The organism is Mediterraneibacter sp. (genome assembly GCF_030825015.1).
In the GTDB taxonomy this organism is placed as follows: Bacteria; Bacillota; Clostridia; order Lachnospirales; family Lachnospiraceae; genus Mediterraneibacter.
Genome location: NZ_JAPJQP010000005.1, coordinates 44851 through 65373 on the forward strand (window position 1 = coordinate 44851; position 20523 = coordinate 65373).

At 41.6% G+C, this 20523-nt stretch carries 19 protein-coding genes and 1 other annotated feature; of the genes, 1 reads left to right on the forward strand and 18 read right to left on the reverse strand.

What is annotated here, in order from left to right:
• Window positions 1–9: 9 nt before the first annotated feature.
• The 18 genes from RCH61_RS04235 to RCH61_RS04325 form a co-directional block, all read right to left on the reverse strand.
• Window positions 10–1035 carry an FAD:protein FMN transferase gene (locus RCH61_RS04235; RefSeq protein ID WP_306479984.1) on the reverse strand — a complete coding sequence of 342 codons (1026 nt, stop codon included), beginning with the start codon at window positions 1033–1035 and terminating at the stop codon, window positions 10–12.
• Window positions 1036–2019, reverse strand: a complete 984-nt coding sequence (locus RCH61_RS04240; protein WP_306479985.1) for a cation diffusion facilitator family transporter — start codon at window positions 2017–2019, stop codon at window positions 1036–1038. It abuts the gene before it with no gap.
• A gap of 365 nt (window positions 2020–2384) precedes the next feature.
• The gene (locus RCH61_RS04245; protein WP_306479986.1) at window positions 2385–2705 is read right to left on the reverse strand and encodes a putative heavy metal-binding protein; all 321 of its coding nucleotides are present in this window, start codon (window positions 2703–2705) and stop codon (window positions 2385–2387) included.
• A gap of 493 nt (window positions 2706–3198) precedes the next feature.
• The gene (locus RCH61_RS04255) at window positions 3199–3867 is read right to left on the reverse strand and encodes an HAD family hydrolase (RefSeq protein ID WP_306479987.1); all 669 of its coding nucleotides are present in this window, start codon (window positions 3865–3867) and stop codon (window positions 3199–3201) included.
• A complete protein-coding gene (locus RCH61_RS04260; protein ID WP_306479988.1) occupies window positions 3867–4466 on the reverse strand; it encodes a sugar O-acetyltransferase in 600 nt (199 codons plus the stop codon). The genes RCH61_RS04255 and RCH61_RS04260 overlap by 1 nt, the downstream gene beginning before the upstream one ends.
• 64 nt (window positions 4467–4530) lie before the next feature.
• The gene (locus tag RCH61_RS04265) at window positions 4531–5244 is read right to left on the reverse strand and encodes a MurR/RpiR family transcriptional regulator (protein ID WP_306479989.1); all 714 of its coding nucleotides are present in this window, start codon (window positions 5242–5244) and stop codon (window positions 4531–4533) included.
• Window positions 5245–5563: 319 nt separating this feature from the next.
• Entirely contained in the window at window positions 5564–6610 is a 1047-nt protein-coding gene (locus RCH61_RS04270; protein ID WP_306479990.1) for a Fic family protein, read from the reverse strand.
• Window positions 6611–7097: 487 nt separating this feature from the next.
• Window positions 7098–9530: a leucine--tRNA ligase gene (leuS, locus tag RCH61_RS04275; protein WP_306479991.1), complete on the reverse strand. Its 2433-nt coding sequence runs from the start codon at window positions 9528–9530 to the stop codon at window positions 7098–7100.
• A 141-nt stretch (window positions 9531–9671) separates the two neighbouring features.
• Window positions 9672–9927 (reverse strand) — a binding site (T-box leader).
• 58 nt (window positions 9928–9985) lie between these two features.
• Window positions 9986–11272, reverse strand: a complete 1287-nt coding sequence (locus tag RCH61_RS04280) for a peptidoglycan-binding protein (RefSeq protein ID WP_306479992.1) — start codon at window positions 11270–11272, stop codon at window positions 9986–9988.
• A gap of 54 nt (window positions 11273–11326) precedes the next feature.
• Window positions 11327–12358 (reverse strand): RIP metalloprotease RseP, encoded by a 1032-nt coding sequence (rseP, locus tag RCH61_RS04285; protein ID WP_178007284.1) that lies wholly within the window; start codon window positions 12356–12358, stop codon window positions 11327–11329.
• A gap of 3 nt (window positions 12359–12361) precedes the next feature.
• The gene (dxr, locus tag RCH61_RS04290; RefSeq protein WP_178007286.1) at window positions 12362–13504 is read right to left on the reverse strand and encodes a 1-deoxy-D-xylulose-5-phosphate reductoisomerase; all 1143 of its coding nucleotides are present in this window, start codon (window positions 13502–13504) and stop codon (window positions 12362–12364) included.
• A 73-nt stretch (window positions 13505–13577) separates the two neighbouring features.
• Complete coding sequence (locus tag RCH61_RS04295; protein WP_306479993.1) at window positions 13578–14390, reverse strand: phosphatidate cytidylyltransferase; 813 nt, start codon at window positions 14388–14390, stop codon at window positions 13578–13580.
• A gap of 3 nt (window positions 14391–14393) precedes the next feature.
• Complete coding sequence (locus tag RCH61_RS04300) at window positions 14394–15140, reverse strand: isoprenyl transferase (RefSeq protein ID WP_306479994.1); 747 nt, start codon at window positions 15138–15140, stop codon at window positions 14394–14396.
• Between the two features lie 37 nt (window positions 15141–15177).
• Window positions 15178–15729, reverse strand: coding sequence for a ribosome recycling factor (gene frr, locus RCH61_RS04305; RefSeq protein WP_178007929.1), 552 nt, complete (start codon window positions 15727–15729; stop codon window positions 15178–15180).
• Between the two features lie 29 nt (window positions 15730–15758).
• A complete protein-coding gene (gene pyrH, locus RCH61_RS04310; RefSeq protein WP_178007927.1) occupies window positions 15759–16454 on the reverse strand; it encodes a UMP kinase in 696 nt (231 codons plus the stop codon).
• Window positions 16455–16506: 52 nt separating this feature from the next.
• Window positions 16507–18072 carry a ClC family H(+)/Cl(-) exchange transporter gene (locus RCH61_RS04315; RefSeq protein ID WP_178007925.1) on the reverse strand — a complete coding sequence of 522 codons (1566 nt, stop codon included), beginning with the start codon at window positions 18070–18072 and terminating at the stop codon, window positions 16507–16509.
• A 29-nt stretch (window positions 18073–18101) separates the two neighbouring features.
• Window positions 18102–18782, reverse strand: a complete 681-nt coding sequence (locus RCH61_RS04320; RefSeq protein WP_178007923.1) for an LrgB family protein — start codon at window positions 18780–18782, stop codon at window positions 18102–18104.
• Window positions 18779–19168, reverse strand: coding sequence for a CidA/LrgA family protein (locus RCH61_RS04325; protein ID WP_178007921.1), 390 nt, complete (start codon window positions 19166–19168; stop codon window positions 18779–18781). Before RCH61_RS04325 ends, RCH61_RS04320 begins: the two co-directional genes overlap by 4 nt.
• Before the next feature lie 332 nt (window positions 19169–19500).
• Here RCH61_RS04325 and aroF point away from each other — a divergent pair, with 332 nt between their 5' ends.
• Window positions 19501–20514 (forward strand): 3-deoxy-7-phosphoheptulonate synthase, encoded by a 1014-nt coding sequence (gene aroF / locus RCH61_RS04330; RefSeq protein ID WP_178006262.1) that lies wholly within the window; start codon window positions 19501–19503, stop codon window positions 20512–20514.
• Window positions 20515–20523: the final 9 nt, after the last annotated feature.

Genomic DNA, 20523 nt, shown 5'->3' on the forward strand with positions numbered 1-20523 from the left:
GCGCAATTTTCATTGTACCACTTCAGGAAAACCTTTACTGAAATGCATTTCTCCATCTTCTGTTATAAATACTGCTTCTGTATCCGGTGTCTGCTCGATCAGTTTTAATCCTTTTTCTAATCCAAGCGCAAAACATGCCGTACTTAATCCGTCACCGTCCACCGACTGCTCTGATAAAACGGTCACAGCCACAAGCCCGTTTTCATACGGATATCCTGTTGACGGATCTAAGATATGATGATACTGTTTCCCATCTTTTTCAAAATATCTTTCATACACACCGGACGAAACAACCGACCTGCCTGCAATTTCTACGGCTGCCACTGTTTCGCTCCGATCGGCAAAAGGCTTCTGAATCCCGATTTTAAACGGCTCGCCATCCGGTTTTTCTCCGATGCATAATACATTTCCTCCAAGATCGATGACTGCGCTTTTCACACCTTCTGACACAAGATATTCTTTTACCTTGTCTGCAATATATCCTTTTGCAACAGCTCCGAGTTCAATTCCCATTCCTTCTTTTTTAAACCGCAGTCTGTTTCCTGTCAATTCTACATTTTCATAACCTACGCAAGCTTGCTTTTTTGCGATTGTTCCCGCATCCGGCACGATCGTTTCTCCCGAAGTAAAATCCCACAAAGAAGACACCGGCTCGATCGTAATATCGAACGCTCCGTCAGACAGTTCGCTGTAATACAATCCTTTTGCGATCAGCTTTGCACACTCTTCGGATAAAAGATAATATCCGTCTTCCTGCGGAAGTGTTCCGTGATTCAACTCGTAAATTTCACTTTCAGGAAGTGTACGGCTGAATATTTTTTCATATTTATCACAAAGTTTTAAAGCTTTGTCAATGATCGCTTCTGCTTTCTTCCCCTCTAAATCATAGATTGTAACGGTCACGACTGTATTTAATTTAAAATCACTTTTGCTGACCGGCTCATCAAACTCCTGATTCTTCATAAAAAACACAATCGCTGCAAACAATATGAAAATAAAAACAACACCAAATATAATTCCCTGCCTTTTCTTCAACTATTTATCCTCCCGGTCATTTCTATTTTTCATTTGTTGTTTTTCTTGCTTTTCTTGCAGTTCTTCGAGTTCTTCCATATCAAACTCAATTTCCGGCAGAAGTTCAAAATAAAAATCCGTATATTTTTCACTTAAAGCAGCGATACATCTCGTCTGCAGCATCTTAAACTTCCTTACAGAAAGCTCGTCCTTATTCAACTTAATATAAGCGCTGATCCATAGTTTTCTTCCTGTTCTGACAATATCATAATAAATATCCACACAACGACTTTCCTGTATGATCGGTTCGACCGTCTGCTTGATCTCTGATACCGTCTCTTCCTCAGGGGAGATCAACAGCAGATCTCTTATTCCTGTAAACACCGTTTTAATCGGGATCGGAAGCATGATCATAGAAAGTACGATCGTAATAAACGGGTCCAGATACGGGGTTAAGTTACCGACTCCTTCAAACGGAAACAAAACCGGAAAGAAAAATACAGCCGTCATTCCAAGTGAAAGCATACTGTCCATCTTCCATCCCTGCATCTCTACTGTAATAAGAGGGGAGTTCATCGTTTTGTTTTTCCGCTTTAAATAAAACGTAACTATAATACCCAGAACACACGCAAATAATTCAAACCACGCGACAACTCCGAAATCAACTGTCCGTCCGCCGTGAAATAAAATATTGATACTGTTCGTGATTAACCCAACCGTAACAGAGATCATTGTAATACCTTTTACAACGATGAACACCGTCTCCATCTGCATATGTCCGAACGGATATTTTTCATTGCTTGGCTTATATAAAAGCGGTATTAAAAAGATAGACGGAAGCAGCATAACAAATTCGATCCCATCATATACACCATCCAGCAAAACAGCCTGAGAGCCTGTCACAATCGCCATCACAAGCTCCACGACAACAAACATCAGATTTGCATACAGCGATACAGACATTGCCTTTTTTTCTCTCTTTGAACTTTTTTTACCGATTCTCACAAAATCACCTTTATCTTTGTCTTTTTCTTTAACCTATATCCATACTATATTACATCATATTCCTAATTCTGTATATCTAAGATTTTACATTTCTTCTTTTCTTCTTCCTTGTTGTCCTGCTTCTATTTTCATCTATTTCCTTTTCATTTTTTGTATTACCCAAAACAAAAGGGCGCTTTGCACACCTCGGAAAACTTTTCTTACATAGGGTCTGACTTCCTGTATAACAAAAAAGATCATGCAAGTTTTCTCCCATGACCCTTTTTCCTGATTCTATTACTTTATAAAAATCATTTTTCAACATCTATTTTTCTAAATATCCGTTTACTTCACAATACTTTGCAGTGATTTCCGCAAAATCATGTTTACTCTATAACAACTGCAGTTCCGCTTGCCGTCACCATCAGCATATTTCCGTCATCTCCGAGAACTTCATAATCGACATCAACTCCCACAACAGCATTCGCTCCTACCGCTGCCGCCCGCTGAGCCATCTCGTTAATTGCATTTTGTCTCGCCATCACAAGTTCTTCCTCATATCCGCCTGATCTTCCGCCGAAAAAGTTCGTAAAAGACGCCGCCAAATCCCTGACAAAATCCACACCGGAAACAACCTCGCCAAAAACAATTCCTCTGTAATCTACAATTCTTCTTCCTTCAACAGAAGGCGTTGTCGTAATAATCATACTTTTCCCCTTTCTTTTTTGTATTTTTCTATTTAATAAATAAATTATATGATATTTAGAACTAAAATGCACTAAAAATTTTGATAATTACGATATACTGCCCTTTCAAGTGGTATTCTTATTAATTCCTCTTTCCGGTTATTCTCTCTCTTTGATAACTACGTGAACTGTATCTCCAGGCTGTTTATGAATCTCTTTTCGAATATCTAGAAGATCGTTCCGAGTTCTATGAATGTCTGTCCGACGTTTTCCACACAGACAGACACAGCGTTTTTACAAGAGATTTTGACAGTATCAATGTAGAACTTCCAACTGCCACCGTCTATTATTATGGAATTGATACAAAGACTTTTCAACCGAAAGTTACCATGCAGTCCTACTCACAGGCTGACGATTGCTTTTATACCGACACGGAATACAGGTCAGTCACATAAAGGCATTTGAAAGACCGCCAGCAAAGGCGGGCGGGGCTGTCAACGTGGGCGAATCCCATTTACTTGCCGTTGACTGGCTCGGCTGGATTTGATAATTTATGCTTAAAATATTCATACAGGTCGCTTACATGGTAAAATACATGATTAGGATTATCCTTTTCCAAAGTATCAGCATTATAAGATTCTTGCCATGCCGCCGAAAAACAAGTTACTCCTATATTTTGGCAGTCTTTTATATCTTGGATAGTATCTCCTATATAGCAAAATTCCTCTTTGGAAATATTATATTTTTTCAAGAGATATTCCATATTCTTTTTCTTGTTCGGAGATATTTCCGAACCATATAATGTTTCGTCAAATAATCTTGATAAGCCCAGTTTTTCTAAAGAAATAGAACAGCTTCTTTCGCCTTTCCCTGTAATCAATGCTACAACAATATTCTTCTTTTTCAAAAAGGTAAGCAGGTTCAATATTCCAGGAAATGCACTTGTAACCTCATTGTGCAGCGATTCGTATTGATAATAAAAATCCTCAATCGCTGATTCCCAATTTTGACCAACAACAGCCCTTACCATACCAATTTCGTTTAGTCCAAACGTACGCAGGATTTCTTCTGTGCTAATTTCATGGCCCGTATAAGGAGATATGCTATTACGAAACGCTGTTATACACATTGGAATAGTATCGGCTAATGTTCCGTCCAAATCAAAAGCAACAACCTTAAACATTACTTATTTCCTCCGTTAATCTTCCGGATTACACGACAGGGATTGCCTACTGCCAGTGAGTTTGCCGGTATATCCTTTGTGACAACGCTTCCGGCTCCTATAACAGAACCGTCGCCTATTGTTACGCCCGGAAGGACAATCACGCCCCCGCCCAACCAGCAGCCGCTTCCAATTTTTATGGGCAGGGCGCAGGTACGACAAAAATACTGTTCTGTTTCCATGTTCCAGTTTGGTGTAAGTCTTTCCGCCAGTTCTACAGGGTGTGTTGCTGTATAAAGCTGTACATTTGAAGCAATCAGTACATTATCGCCAATCGTTATTTTGTTACAGTCTACGAACGTGCAATTCATATTCACGGAAACATTATTCCCAATATAGATATTTCTTCCATAATCGCAGATAAAAGGACATCCGACAGATACATTTGTGCCAATTCCCCCAAACAACTGTTTTAAGATATTTATTTTTTCTGCTTTCTGCTCATATGCGAGGGCATTATATTTCTGCAATAATGTTCTCGCATGACTTTTTATATCCAAAAAGAATTTATCATGGCAGTTATAATATTCTCCCGCCATACATTTTTCTAATTCAGTCATAATATCACCTCCTTGCTTCATGGTAGAAAAAAACCTGTTACAAAGCAAGTAACAGGCTGTCTCCTTATATTCTTTTTGCAAGCACTTCGATAACAAAAATGACAGGGATTTGTGTTGTGCCGTTATATCCTCCGTTAATTCGTCTGGTATTTAAGCTATAAGAAAAATTCCAATCTGACAATTTCGCCAGGGTTGAGAATGGGGAATTTGTAATACTCAGCACGCAACAATTCTTTTTCTTAAACTGGCTGACTGCTTCAATCAATTTTTCAGTCTCACCGCTTTCTGATAATGCTATTATGGCTGTGTTTTTCCAACGGAATGTTTCTATTGGATAAAATACATCTTCCAGTCCTATGGCAAAATGCCCCATATTAGAAAAATATCTTGCTCCGTATTTTGCCAACGCTCCCGATGACCCCATACCTGTAAAAATTATCAAATCAGCTTTTCTAAGAACGTCAATCGCAAACAATAATTTTTCTTCAAAGGCACTTGAATTTGCTCGTGCGAAAAAATCAGAAAGCTCCTGCAAATCTTCCATAGGCGGACAAGTAGCCTGTAAGGTAACTTCTTTTTTCAGAGCCCCTTTAAATTCGGAATATCCCTCGAAATTGTTTTTATTGCAGAAGCGCAATATGGTAGATGTAGATACTTGAAGTTCTTTTGCAAGATCCCTGATAGTCATGTATTGTATTTTATCAAGATCAGAAACAATATATTTGTAAATGCGAATGTCTGTTTCATTGTACTTTTGTATTTCATCGTACGAAAACATACTGCAATTTCCTCCCCGCATTAGCTACCTTAATTATACACTGATTATATGTGCTATACAACACCGGATATTTGTTTATTTTTACAAAAACAAAAATACCTTGCAATCTGATTTCTGATGCTTTCTGATTTCCACTTCCATTCCACTTCAAAATTTGTATTTCTCTTTATTTAAAAATAAGATGTCGCTGTTGCCAACATCTCAATATTTTTTAATTTGTTTTCGGGAGTTTGACAGTTGAATAATTAAAAATCACCTTGCAGGTCTTATAAAACCTGCATTTTTTGTACGAAATCATATCCATTGAAGTCACCTTATACTATGCCTTAATATAACGCGTAGATCTTGCCGATCCGATCCGTTTTATTGCACCGCTCTTTACCATTGCACCGAGGACTGCTTCAACTGTTGTCGGACTGACGTCGGGGAGAATCTTACATATTTCGGCTTTGGAAAGAGGGGTTAGACTGTTTAATACCGTTGCTTCTATGCGGGCTTTCTTTGTAATCTTTTTCCCATGTACGACTGCAAAACGTTTGTCCAACTCTTTATAGCACATATAAAGCATAGACAGGAAATTCTCAATAAATGGGAAATAACTATTTTCATTTGATTCCCAACCGTCAGAAGATTGACGAAGAGATTCGTAATAATAGGCTTTGTAGTTATTGATTTGCTCTTCAAAGGACACATATTTTCCGGCATCAAAGCCATTCTTGTATAGGAGCAGCAACGATAACAGGCGTGACATTCTGCCGTTACCATCTCTGAATGGATGTATGCAGAGAAAATCCAAAATAACGCAAGGAATCAATAGCAGTTGGTTTATATTGGCATCACTACGTGCTTCCATATAGGCAAGTTCTAACTGTTCCATAGCCTTTGGCGTTTCATTTGCAGGGGTGGGACGAAAACGAACGCGCCTGTTTCCGTCTGTATCAATCTCCAAAATTACATTATCGTCTGTTTTATATTGACCGCCATATTCATAACCTGCAAATGCCATCATCATTTCGTGCAAATGCAAAATATCACGCTCACAAAAATCAATACGCTCATAGTCCAAATGAATTTCATTTAATGCATCCCTATATCCGGCAATTTCTGCTTCATTATGATTCAACGGAGCGCTGTTCTGATTGACGATAGCGGCAATACGCTCGTCACTTGTAACAATACCCTCAATAGCATTAGAACTCTTAATCGACTGTACCTTTGCAACTGCCTCTAACTCCGTAAAAATTTGGGTATATTCCTCTTTTCGCACTCCCGCCATTGTTTTCAATGCCGAAATATTTGAAGTAAGATTCACCAAATTTGCAGGCAGTAAGCCATTGTTTAAAAAAGAGTAATCGAATTTCCTCATATCACACCATCCTTTCTGCATATTATTGTAACATATTATATGCAGAAAATCAAGCCACCTTTGTTTTATCTGCATATAAAACAGAATAAATTATGCAGGTATGAGAAAACAATGTGCAGAAACTTATAAAAAGCAGTACAGAATGATTACATACTGCCTTCATCAAATGCTCATTTTACAGCATGCCAGTCTTTTTCAGATATGTAATGCCGTCACTATATCCTCTGAGATAAAATCTCTGCCGTTCCATACTGTCGCACCGAATCTGCATGAAAAAAGGCGTCCATCTGATAAGATGAAACGCCCACGGCAATCAGCGGTCAGACATAAAGCCGGACCGCTGGCACTATTAAATTTTGTCGTTAATAAAACAGCCTCCTTTTTTCTTTATAGTTTTCGTCAATTTTCAACTTGGAAAAGGAATTGAATAAAAGACGACAAACGCTCAACCCCCTTGTATTTACAGGGGAAACGGCTCTTTTTATTTCTATTTCTGAACAATATTAATTATTTTTTTCGGTACATAAATCTCTTTCACGATCGTGCCTGTCAGTTTATCAGCGACTGCCTCTTTTCCTGCCGCTATTGCCTCTTCTTTTGATGCATCAGCAGAAATGCTGATAACTGCTCTTGTTTTTCCGTTAATCTGTACCGGAACTTCAATCTCATCATCTTTCATTGCGCTTTCGTCGTATGCCGGCCATCCTGCTTTGAAGATTGTTTCCGCATGTCCAAGCTGCTCCCACATTTCTTCTGCAAAATGCGGTGCAAACGGGGAAAGAAGAACAGCAATCGTTTCTAATGTTTCTTTATCAATTCCGCCTTCCTTTTTCGCTATTTCGACAAACTTGTTATTATATTCCATAAATCCTGAAATTACAGTATTTAAACTAAAGCTCTCAAGACGGCTCGTGATATCATAAACCATTTTATGACGAAGTTTTATCATTTCTTTTGTCGGCTGAATATCTGCTTCTTTGCTGTCCATAAGCAGATTCCAAAGACGTTTCAAGAAGCGGTTTACTCCGTCGATTCCTCTGTCATCCCATTCTGCATCCAACTCCGGCGGTCCTACGAAAAGTTCGTACATTCTCAGAGAGTCACAACCATAATCATTAACAAGCGCATCAGGTGAAACAACGTTTCCTTTTGATTTACTCATCTTAATTCCGTTCTTTCCTGTAATCATTCCCTGATTGAACAATTTGTGGAATGGTTCGTCAAAATCTACAACTCCGATATCATACAGGAATTTCGTATAGAAACGAGAATACAGAAGATGGAGCACGGCATGTTCTACACCGCCGATGTACATATCTACCGGAAGCATCTCATCTGCTTTTTCTCTGGATACTAATTCTTTATCGTTTTTGCTGTCCACATAACGCAAGAAATACCAGGAAGAGCCCGCCCACTGAGGCATCGTGTTTGTCTCACGTTTTGCAGGTTTTCCACACACCGGACATGTACAGTTTACCCATTCTTCAATTCCTGCAAGCGGTGACTCTCCTGTTCCTGTTGGTTCATATGACTCTACATCCGGAAGTGTAAGCGGAAGGTCTTCTTCCGGTACCGGAACATTACCACAGTCAGGACAGTGAATGATCGGGATCGGCTCTCCCCAATAACGCTGACGGGAGAATACCCAGTCACGCAGTTTGAAGTTGACTGTTGCTTTTCCAAGTCCGCGCTCTTCGATAATATGAGGAGCTTCTTTTTTCAGCACTGCCGATTCCATTCCATTCCACTCACCTGAGTTGATCATTGTTCCCGAAGCTTCTGTATAAGCTTCTGTCATGTTTTCAATTTCTTTTCCGTCTTTGGCAATTACCTGAATGATCGGAATATTGAATTTCTTTGCGAACTCAAAATCACGGTCATCGTGAGCAGGAACACACATGATCGCTCCTGTACCATAATCCGCCAATACATAATCAGACAGCCAAATCGGAGTCTTTTCTCCGCTAAGCGGATTGATCGCATAGCTTCCCGTAAATACGCCTGTCTTCTCTTTATCCTGAAGACGATCTACGTTTGATTTCATTGACGCATCGTAAATATATTTTTCCACTGCTTCTCTTGTCTCATCTGTCGCAAGAGATGCCGCCATCTCATGTTCAGGAGCAAGCACCATAAATGTCGCACCGTAAAGTGTGTCAGGTCTTGTCGTATATACAGTAATTTTCTCATCTCTTCCGTCAACAGGGAAATCCACCTCTGCTCCGTAAGATTTTCCGATCCAGTCAGCCTGCATTTTCTTTACTTTTTCCGGCCAGTCCAGCTTATCGAGATCATTTAACAGCCGATCCGCATAGGCAGTAATCTTCAGCATCCACTGACGAAGATTTTTCTTCGTAACTTCTGCTCCGCAGCGCTCACATTTTCCATTTACAACTTCCTCATTTGCCAAACCTGTCTTACAGGACGGGCACCAGTTGATCGGAAATTCTTTTTCATATGCAAGTCCTTCTTTAAACATCTTCACGAAAATCCACTGCGTCCACTTATAGAAGTTCGGATCTGTCGTATTGACTTCCATATCCCAATCATAGAGCGCTGCAATTTCATTAATCTGACGTTTAATATTTGCCACATTTTCTGCTGTAGATTTTGCCGGATGTACTCCCATCTTGATCGCATAATTTTCAGCCGGAAGTCCGAATGCATCCCATCCCATCGGATGTACGATATAATATCCCTGCTGAAGTTTATAACGGCTCCATACGTCGGAAATTACATATCCTCTCCAATGGCCGACATGAAGACCATTTCCTGACGGATATGGAAACATGTCAAGACAGTAATATTTCTGTTTTTTATTTCCATTATCATCTACTCTTGGATTTACTGGATTTTCTGCCCATTTTTCACGCCACTTTTTTTCGATTGCTTTGTGGTTATACATTATCTTTGTACCCATATGTTTCTCTCCTTCATTCATCGTTATATTATGCATTTTTATTACAATCGGTAAGTACTCTTTCTGCCAACTGATTACAAGCACAACGGCTGTCCTCCGAATGATCAATGCATAAAAGAAAGCCTCCCGTTCCTGAAAAACTCAAGAGACGAAAAGGCTTATTTCCGTGGTACCACTCTTGTTCATCTGATAAAACCAAGCCGTTTTCTTCCTGTCTCCTTCGTCTTAGCCCAACCAAATGCACTCGTTCATTCTATAACGGGAACTCCCGCTTTCGTCTACTCCAAATTCAACGAAAGAACTCCGAGGTGAGTTCAAAACTTACGTTCCTGCCTCGCACCAACCGGCAGATCTCTGAATACGATACGCTTCTACTATTCCTCTTCCATGTTTTTGCAATATCCTTACTTATTATAAATATGTCATTAAAATAAGTCAAGGTATTTTCATCAGAACTACGTCAATTCCGCAATCCGCGACACTCCGACATAGATTTCAGATATTTTGTACCATGTGCTGTAATCTACTTTTCCTGTTTGCGGTAATCCGAACACTTCCTGAAATTTTCTCACGGATTCAGCTGTTGCCTCTCCATAGATACCATCTACCGTAATTTTAGGAATTGCGGGATACGCTCCGGCAATCACATTCAACTGTTCCTGTATCTGCCTTACTTTTTCACCACTTGAACCGATTTCCAATATATATCCCGGCCATGAAGACGGAACACCTGATATTTCCGGAGCGATATTGATATACATATCATCTCCGTAGAAATAGCGAAGGATCTCGATCGGCGTCAACCCTCTATCGCCAAGTTCCTTCGACCCCCACTGTGTCATCCAATCCGGACAGCTCACCCTTCTTCCATCGCAATATTGTGTCAGTATCGGCTGCCTTACATTCGGTCTTGAAAGATAATTTGCAAACAATTCGTCAACGATCACCGATATACTTTCGTACACATTTCTTTCCGGTATCCACTTGTGATCAAATGCCGTGGACGAAGTGATCGTAAAATCGTATCCTTTGTTTCTATACCATTCCGTATAAACGCGATTCAACGTAAACGACATAATTGCAAGCACGTTCGCACGGATCGTATTTGCAGGCCATGTAGCATAAATCTCACTGGAGGCGACATTTTTAATATAGTCTTTATATTTCACATAGTAATTTTTTGCCGTTGAATCTCTCGGAGAACCGTCATGAACAACGATGTACTCCGGTACAACAACCCGGCTCAAAACAATCTCTCCGCTTTCATTGACAGGCTTGATCTCATCCTCTGCTATTTTGGGCGGATATTCGGCATATAAAGTATGAGCAGGGATGACGAAAATCTCTTCCTCTTCCCTGCCCGTATCTGTCGGTCTCATCCTGATATTTTGAATTGCTTTTGTATTTGCCAGAATCTCTGCTCCTGCAATGCTTACAGGTTCAAACCCCGGGGCGCTTACATCCAATGTATATTCCGAATATGGCTGACGTTCGTTGTTCGGATCTAAACTCCACTCTTCCGGCGGAGCGCTCAACTCGATTGTCTCTGACTGTCCCGATGAATCTGTTGTCAGTTGTTCCAACGTATTTTCAGGGACACCGGTATATGAAATTGAAATACGCGCTTCTGAAATCGGATAAGAGTTTACTGATGAAGTCACATTGATCTGCAGCGTTCCCTTATCTATCCCCTCATTCTGCATTGCAGCTTTATACATCTTGTTATTCTCTGTCTCCCGCATATATTCTCCTGTATCAGATTTATTCTCTCTAAATATATATGCAGAATTTCCCATTTAGAACAACTTCATAATATCGTTATACATTACAACTACCATCAAAATCATAAGCAGAGCAAATCCTGCGAAATGTACCATTCCTTCTTTTTCCGGCGGAACACGCTTTTTGCGGATTGCTTCTATGATGAGAAAGACAAGCCTTCCTCCATCCAGCGCAGGAAGCGGAAGCAAGTTCAATATTCCGAGATTGGTCGTAAGTAAAACTCCGAAATTCATCATACTCAGCATCACTACTCCGAATCCTGCCGGAGCTGCTTCCTGATACATATTATCTACTGCACTTACAATTCCGACCGGTCCGGAAAGATCTTTTAATCCCGCCTGACCTGTCACGAGCATACGCAGACTGTCTACTGTATAATTCATCCAATATTTCACTTTATAAACACTGTATTCAATCGATTTAAAAATTCCAGGTTTCACGATATCCCCGCTTGTTACACCAAGAAGCGGGACAGCGTCGCCTTCCAACTGTCGTGGTTCCAGTTTCGCGGTATATTTCTTTCCATCGCGTTCGTATTCTACTTTAAAAGGCGCCTCATCGGCATGTGTCAGCGTATACAGACTGACATCATCCCATATATGCACGTTTCGTCCGTTGATCTCTGTAATAACATCTCCGGCACGAAGTCCTTCTTCCTGTGCGGAATAACCATCCAGTACCCCTGTTATTTCCGGGCTTCTATAACCGGTTATCATAATCAGTATAAAACAAAAAATACATGCAAGAATAAGATTGAAGATTGGTCCTGCCGCAATGACTGACATTCTCGCCCACACGGACTTACTGTTAAAACTTCCCTCGGACAGATCGTCGGCATCATCTTCTCCCATCATACACGCCCCGCCGAAAGGAAGCAGTTTCAGCGAAAATTTCGTCTCTCCGATCTGCTTTCCGAATAATGTAGGTCCAAGACCCAAGGAAAATTCATCTACCCGAATTCCATTTTTCTTCGCAAGAAGAAAATGTCCTAATTCATGAAAGATGATAATAAAACTAAATAATAAGACTGCAATAATGATTCCCATTCGCTACCACCTGTTTTTTATAAATTCATATGTTTCCTGCTCGATCTTTAGTATCTCTTCCACTGTCGGATCTGCAATATTTTTATGGTTTTCCATACAAGCCGAAATAATCTCCGGGATCTCAAGATACGCGATCTTTCTATCAAGAAACATTGCAACGGCCCGCTCGTTCGCAGCATTAAATACAGTCGGAAGCGAACCGCCTTTTCTTCCTGCCTCATACGCCAGCTTCAATCCGTAGAACGTCTCCATATCCGGCTTTTCAAACGTAATCTGTGAAAGCGCAGAAAAATCAAGACGATCACCCGGAAGATATCTTCTCTCCGGATAGTAAAGCGCATACTGGATCGGCAGCTTCATATCCGGCGTTCCAAGCTGTGCGATCACTGCGCCGTCCTCATATTCCACCATCGAATGAATAATACTTTGAGGCTGTACGACAACTTGAATCTGATCGACAGAAACATCAAACAGCCATTTTGCTTCGATCACTTCAAGACCTTTATTCACCATTGTAGAAGAATCAATCGTAATCTTTCTTCCCATCTCCCAGTTTGGATGTTTTAATGCATCCTCAACTTGTATATTGACAAGATCTTCTCTTTTTTTCCCGCGGAAAGGTCCGCCTGAAGCAGTCAATAATATTTTATGAAGCGCTTTCTGCTGCCCGCCCTGAAGGGACTGAAAGATTGCGCTGTGTTCACTGTCAACCGGAAGGATCGATACTCCATATTGTTCCGCCAACGGCATAATAATATGCCCTGCCGTCACAAGTGTTTCTTTGTTTGCCAACGCGATGTCTTTCCCTGTTTTGATCGCCTCGATCGTAGGCAAAATTCCAATCATGCCAACGATCGCTGTCACAACGATCTGCGACTCTTTCTGTGATGCAGCGGCAAGCAGTCCATCCATTCCTGTTAAGATCTCCACATCCAAATCTGCTGTCCTGATCTTCAGCTCCGCCGCTTTTTGTTCATTCCACACCGCCGCAAGCGATGGCCTGAATTCCCGGATCTGCTTTTCAAGAAGTTCAATATTGTTTCCTGCTGCAAGCGCTGTTACTTCAATATCTTTATTTGTTCTTACAATCTCAAGCGTCTGAGTCCCGATTGAACCCGTAGAACCTAAGACAGCAATTTTTTTCATATATCCGTACCTCTTTTCTGTATCTGTCCTGTATCATGTCACATCGAGTTGTGTTTCTATGTCTTCCTATATCTTACAATAAAACTGCAAGATAATATATGATCGGCGCAGTAAAAATGACACTGTCAAAACGATCCAGAATGCCGCCGTGTCCCGGGATCAGTTTTCCGTAATCTTTAATATTATGATAACGTTTGATCGCCGAGGCAGCCAGATCTCCGATCTGAGAGATCGCGCCTCCTACCGCTCCGATCACCGCGTAAGAAACAATGCTTGCTCCTGCATTTCCCCAATGGTTCACAGCCAATGCATAAAGCACACCGATCAGAGCTGCGCCTGCGATTCCGCCGATCCCGCCTTCTACGGATTTCTTCGGGCTCAATACCGGAGCCATCTTATGCTTTCCGATCAGCATTCCTACACAATACGCACATGTATCACAACCCCATGAGCAGATAAACACAAGCCATACGGTAAAAACGCCGCCCGGAAGTTCTCTTGTAAGATAAATATAAGACAACATCACCGCCACATAAAACACTCCGAAAAATGCCGCCATAATCTGCTGCGTATTATATTTCGGATAAGAAAATACAAGCACTGCCATCTGACAGATTAAATATGCCATGAAAAGCATCATAAACCATGTATGTTTTTCTCCCGGAAGATATTCCTGCGCATAGAGAAGAGCATAATACCCAAAAGCAAAAATATAACCGACTATTCCCGGCATTTTTTTCTCAATGCCGAACACTTTATACAACTCTGACATTCCGATCAGACTGATTACAAAAAGAACTGTAAATAAAACTTTCCCTCCGGCAATCACTGTCGCCAATGCGATAATCATCAGCATAATGCCGCTCAACAACCGTGTTCTAAACATAGATTACGCCTCCTCAACTTTGCCGAATCTTCTGTGCCTGTGGTTGTATTCCTCGATTGCTTTTACAAGTTCTTCTTTTGTAAAATCAGGCCACGGCACATCTGTAAAATAAAATTCCGAATACGCAAGCTGCCAAAGGAGATAATTCGACAGCCTCTGTTCTCCGCTCGTACGGATCATCATATCAGGATCCGGAATGCCGTGCGTATCCAAATAGGACTCAAACACGGACTCCGTGATCTCTTCTGCCTTAAGCTTGCCTTCCGCACAGTCTTTTGCCATTTTCCTTGCTGCCCGAGTCAGTTCATCCCTGCTTCCATAATTCAAAGCAATCGTAAAGTTCAGACCGCCGTTATTGATCGTTGCTGCCTCTAATTCCCGAATCCTGCTCTTAATATCATCATCCAGCGGCTCGATATCTCCGATCACCCGGATCTTCATATCATTTTTGGCAGCTGTTTTCAGACATGTTTTCATATAATTGCGCAGCAGTTTCATAAGGGCTGCAACTTCATTTTCCGGACGGCTCCAGTTTTCCGTCGAGAACGCATAAACTGTCAGATATTTAATTCCCATACGCCATGCTTCCTCGCAGATTTTCTCTACATTTTTACTTCCCTGCGCGTGTCCGTAGTTTCTCGGCATTCCCTTTGCCTTCGCCCATCTGCCATTTCCATCTAAAATAATCGCTATATGCTGTGGTACTTTCATCTTCTCTTCCTCTCTATACGAAAGGGGGCTTACAGTCAAAGCCCCCAGTTTTTCCGCTATAATTATAAAGATCCGATTACACAGTCATGATCTCTTTTGTCTTTACATCGACCATTTTATCGATCTTTTCGACATATTTATCCGTAATCTTCTGAAGATCGTCTTCCAGATCTTTGATCTCATCTTCTGAAACCTCTGTTCCTTTTAATTTTTTAAACGCCACATTTCCGTCACGGCGGATATTACGGACAGCTACTTTTGCAGCCTCGCCTTTCTTCTTCACATCTTTTGCAAGTTCTTTTCTTCGTTCCTCTGTAAGCTCCGGAAATACAAGGCGGATCGTTGAACCGTCATTCGTTGGATTAATTCCAAGATCTGATACGAGGATTGCTTTCTCGATCTCTTTGAGCATGCTCTTTTCCCACGGCTGAATCTGAATCATACGCGCCTCCGGAACAGATACGTTCGCAACCTGCTGGATCGGTGTCGGAGATCCGTAATAATCAACTGTCAGTTTATCAAGAACGTGAGGGTTCGCACGGCCTGCTCTGATCGTTGCCAATTCTCCGTCAAGATTATTGATTGTTTTCGTCATCTTTGAATCATATGTTGTCAATTTTTCATTCATACTTATATCCTCCTGCAATTTTTTTCCGCTTATACAGTCACTTTCGTTCCCGTAAAGTTTCCGCTCATCGTTTCTACGATACTGTTCTCTTCATTCAAACCGAACACGAGCATCGGCATCTGATTCTCAAGGCAAAGAATCGATGCAGTAAGATCCACTGCGGCAAGCTTCTTATCGATCACTTCCTGTATTGATATCTCATCGTATTTGACTGCTGCCGGATTTACTTTCGGATCACTGTCATAAATACCGTCGATCGCCTTTGCAAGCAGCATCGCGTCTGCTTCGATCTCGATCGCTCTTAATACCGCTCCTGTATCTGTCGAAAAATACGGATGTCCCGTTCCGCCAGCGAAAAAGATCACTTTTCCCTCTTCTAACGCTTCTACCGCCGCATCTTTTGAAAACAATGACGTAAACGCACCGCATACAAACGGTGTAAACACTTCTGTTTTCATTCCGACATGACGGAAAATATCAGATACATAAATACAGTTCATTACTGTCGCCAGCATCCCGATCTGGTCTGCTTTCGTACGGTCGATCGTCTCACTCGTTCTTCCTCTCCAGAAGTTGCCTCCTCCTGTTACGATTGCCACCTGGATTCCGTCCTCTGTCAGTTTCTTTACCTGTTCTGCAACTTTGATACAAGTCGCCTCATCGAATCCCGTTTTTTTATCTCCTGCGAGCGCTTCTCCGCTCAGCTTTAACAGTACTCTTTTCATATCGTACTCTCCTTTGTTTTCTTCACATCAACTGTTTAAAATCAATGCTGACCTAAAATGAAGTATAACATAAGTTTTCCATTTTGTCATGTACATATCCCGTATCTCGTTCATCTGTCATAACCGTCAGTTTATCCCCTGCCATAAGCATCGTTTTTCCTTTCGGAATAAACTCTTTCCCGCCTCGTTCCACCGCAACAAGAAGACAATTATTAGGCAGATCGATTTCCATTACCGTATGCTTTTCCAATACCGATCCGCTCATAATCACGAACTCACTCAACACTTTCTGTCCTCCTGCATAGACCGGCTCTTTCTCTCCTTTTCCTTTCAGCAGAGTGGCAAGAAGGCTTTCATAGATCGGTTCTGATTTCAGAAGCGTTGCCGTAATATAGGCAGTCACGGAAACAAGCGCAAGAGAAAGCATCTGACTTACTGACCCGGACATCTCAAAAAGAAGGATAATACCTGTTATAGGCGCGCGGACAATCGCCGTAAAAAATCCCGCCATCGCCAGCAAAACAAAATTATTCATATACATCGGATCTAACCCGAAACATTCTGCTCCGATCATAGAAAAAATCCCGCCGATCATTGCGCCTAATATCAAGAGCGGGAAAAAAATTCCGCCCGGCGCACCAGAACCGAAACTGACTGCCGAAAACAAAAATTTGACTGCAAGCGTAAGAATCGCAAGTTTCAATATCATTTCTCCGTTCGTCAGGGAAACGATCAGATTCCCGCCGCTTCCAAGTACCGACGGCATACACAATCCAAGCACTCCTGCTGCCGAAAACGCGATCATAAGCCGGGTTGTTTCATTTAAAAATTGAGGCTTTTTATAAAGTTCCTGTGCTTTGAGCATTACCTTATTATAAAACGCTCCGGCAATCCCTAAGATCACGCCTAATATAAGGATCATCCAATAATAATTCTGAGGCAGCGACTGATCCAGCCGAAAATGAAACACCGGATCAAGCCCTATAATATGAGAAGATATATAATCTGCCGTAACCGAAGCTGTCATAACCGAAACAAGAAGACTTGTGGAAAACCCTTTATGTATCTCTTCCAAAGCAAACATCACCCCGGCTAAAGGGGCATGAAACGCAGCCGCAAGTCCGGCGCTGGCTCCGCATGTCATCAGATACCGCTCTTCCGTTTTCCCTCTGCCGAAAAGTTTTGATATTCCCTGACCGCTCATTGCACCAAGCTGAATAGACGGGCCTTCTCTTCCAAGAGACAAGCCTCCGAACAGACAGAGAAACCCTCCCGCAAATTTAGCCGGCAGAACCTTGAGCCAATTTTGATGCAGTTTCCCAAGTATTTCTCCTTCCACCTGCGGAATTCCGCTTCCTGATATCATCGGTTCCCATTTCACCAGTTTTCCGACAATCACTGCAAGCAGCATCAAAACAGCAAACCATCCTGCGATCCGCAGCGGATTCCCCTTAATAAATGCCAGAACTTCATTCAGCCATTTTCCCGCGTAAGTAAGTGCAATCCTGTAAAGGAGAACAACTCCTCCTGCAACTGCTCCGACAAGAAGTCCTTCCCCGATCAGAATAACCGGTAATCGCTGTGCTCTTTTTATTGTATGCGATGTATTCTTTTTCATTTTTCCCTCATCTCTTTCCATAAAACACGTTACAAAAGGAACATAGAAACGATTACTGTAACGATCCCGCAGATACCGATCGCAAGCCCGCTCATTGCTCCTTCCACTTCTCCGATCTCAATCGCTTTCGACGTTCCTACCGCATGGCTGGATGCTCCGATGGCAAGTCCTGCCGCTACCGGATCGGATACCTTGAATATTTTTATAAGAAGAGGCGCAAATATCCCGCCTAAAATACCTGTCCCTATCACTGCAACAACCGTGATCGGAACAACGCCCCCTGCAGGTTCTGATATACTCACGGCAATCGGCGTCGTTACGGATTTAGGCAGCAGTGAAACCATCAGCCTTTCATCCAACCCAAATACCTTGCACAAACCGTAAACGCTCCCCATCGATGCCAGTGAACCTGCCGTGCATCCCACGAGAATCGGAAGCCAGTATTGTTTCAATATTTGCATTTTCGTATAGATTGCCACGGCAAGACATGCAGTGGCCGGAGCAAGAAACATATTGATAATTTCTCCTCCTACATTATAATCTTCATAAGGTATTTTAAAAACAAGAAGCACCCCGACAATCAAAACAATAGCAATGACAAGCGGATTGCAGACCGGCGTTTTTAATTTTTGATTCAATTTTACTCCGATTCCAAAGGCAATCACACTTAACGCAACCCCAAAATACGGAGAAGAACACAATTCTTTCATTTTCTTTTTCCCCCTGTCTGCAGTTTTTCGGATTTTTTTCCTCCCATCAGACGAATTGTCAATTTTACACTCCATGCCGTCACTGCAAAAGTGATGATCGTTGAAACAATACAGATTATAATCAACTGTACAAACGAATGTTTCAGCACATCAAAGTAATTCATAATGCTCACACCGGCAGGAACGAAAAAAAATGCCATATTTCCAAGCAGAAAATCCGCCTTTTCCTGAATATGTTCTATTTTTAAAACTCCGGTAAGCAGACATAAAAAAAGAAGTACCATTCCGATCACACTTGCCGGAAACGCAAGCGGAAGCAGTTTCTCTACTACAAGACTAAGCCAGCATACTGTAAAAATAATCCCGATCTGTTTAATGATCTTCATTTGCATCAACTCCTCAACTGATTTTTTACATTTTGACCTTTTCTAAAATACCACTCCATTTACAAGACTGTCAATGTCAGACAGGTTTCCTCAAATCTATTTTCTCAAAAAATCTTACCTGAATCCCATATTGAAGAGCACGGCTTTCGCTAGTTATCACTTTTATGAATAAAAAATTATACAAAAAAAATCATTGACATTCTTTTTTCTGTATTCTATGATACTATTAGTTTCGCACTTTAAACAGTTAAAATTTTGCAGTATGAAGTTGAATGCTTTTCGTTTTCCTTCACTGCCAAAATATTTTTTTCATAATATAGGGAGGCATTTTTATGATTATCGTACTGAAACCACATTCAACAGAAGAAAATATTACACGCGTAGAAAATATGATCAAAAACAGAGGGCTCGACACGCACATCGTCCGCGGTACAGAGATGACGATCATCGGATGTATCGGCGACACAACGCTGATCGACCCGAGACTCTTTGAAGTTGACAGTTCTGTAGACAAAGTTATGCATGTTCAGGAGCCTTACAAACTTGCCAACCGCGCTTTCCATCCTGAAGACTCCGTGATCGATGTCTCAGGCGTCAAGATCGGTGGGGGACATATGGGACTGATCGCAGGACCTTGTTCCGTAGAATCGTTCGATCAGGTTCTTGAAATTGCAAAAGCTGCAAAAGCTGCAGGCGCTAATCTTCTTCGCGGAGGAGCATTTAAACCGAGAACAAGTCCATATTCATTCCAGGGATTAGGACTTGACGGACTGGAAATTCTCTGTGAAGTCAAAAAAGAAGTCGGGCTTCCAATCGTTACAGAATTGATGTCACCGGAATACCTCGATGTTTTCAACGAAAAAGTAGATCTTATCCAGATCGGAGCGCGCAATATGCAGAATTTTGACTTATTAAAACAGCTCGGTCAGGTTGACCGCCCGATCTTATTAAAACGCGGTCTGAACGCAACTTACGAAGAATGGATCATGTCAGCCGAATATATTATGGCTTCAGGAAACGAAAACGTAATCCTGTGCGAGCGCGGCATCCGTACATTTGAAACATATACAAGAAACACTCTTGATCTCCAGAGCATTCCTGTACTTCGCAAGAAAACACATCTGCCTGTAGTAATCGATCCAAGTCATGCAGGAGGAAAATGGTGGCTTGTAGAACCGATGGCAAAAGCTGCCGTAGCAGCAGGAGCAGACGGTCTGATGATCGAAGTTCACAATAACCCTGAATGTGCTCTCTGCGACGGAGCGCAGTCACTGAAACCGGAAAAATATGACGCTCTTCTCAAAGAAGTAAAACAGATTGCCCAAGTTGTCGGAAAACAGGTATAAAGGAGACTC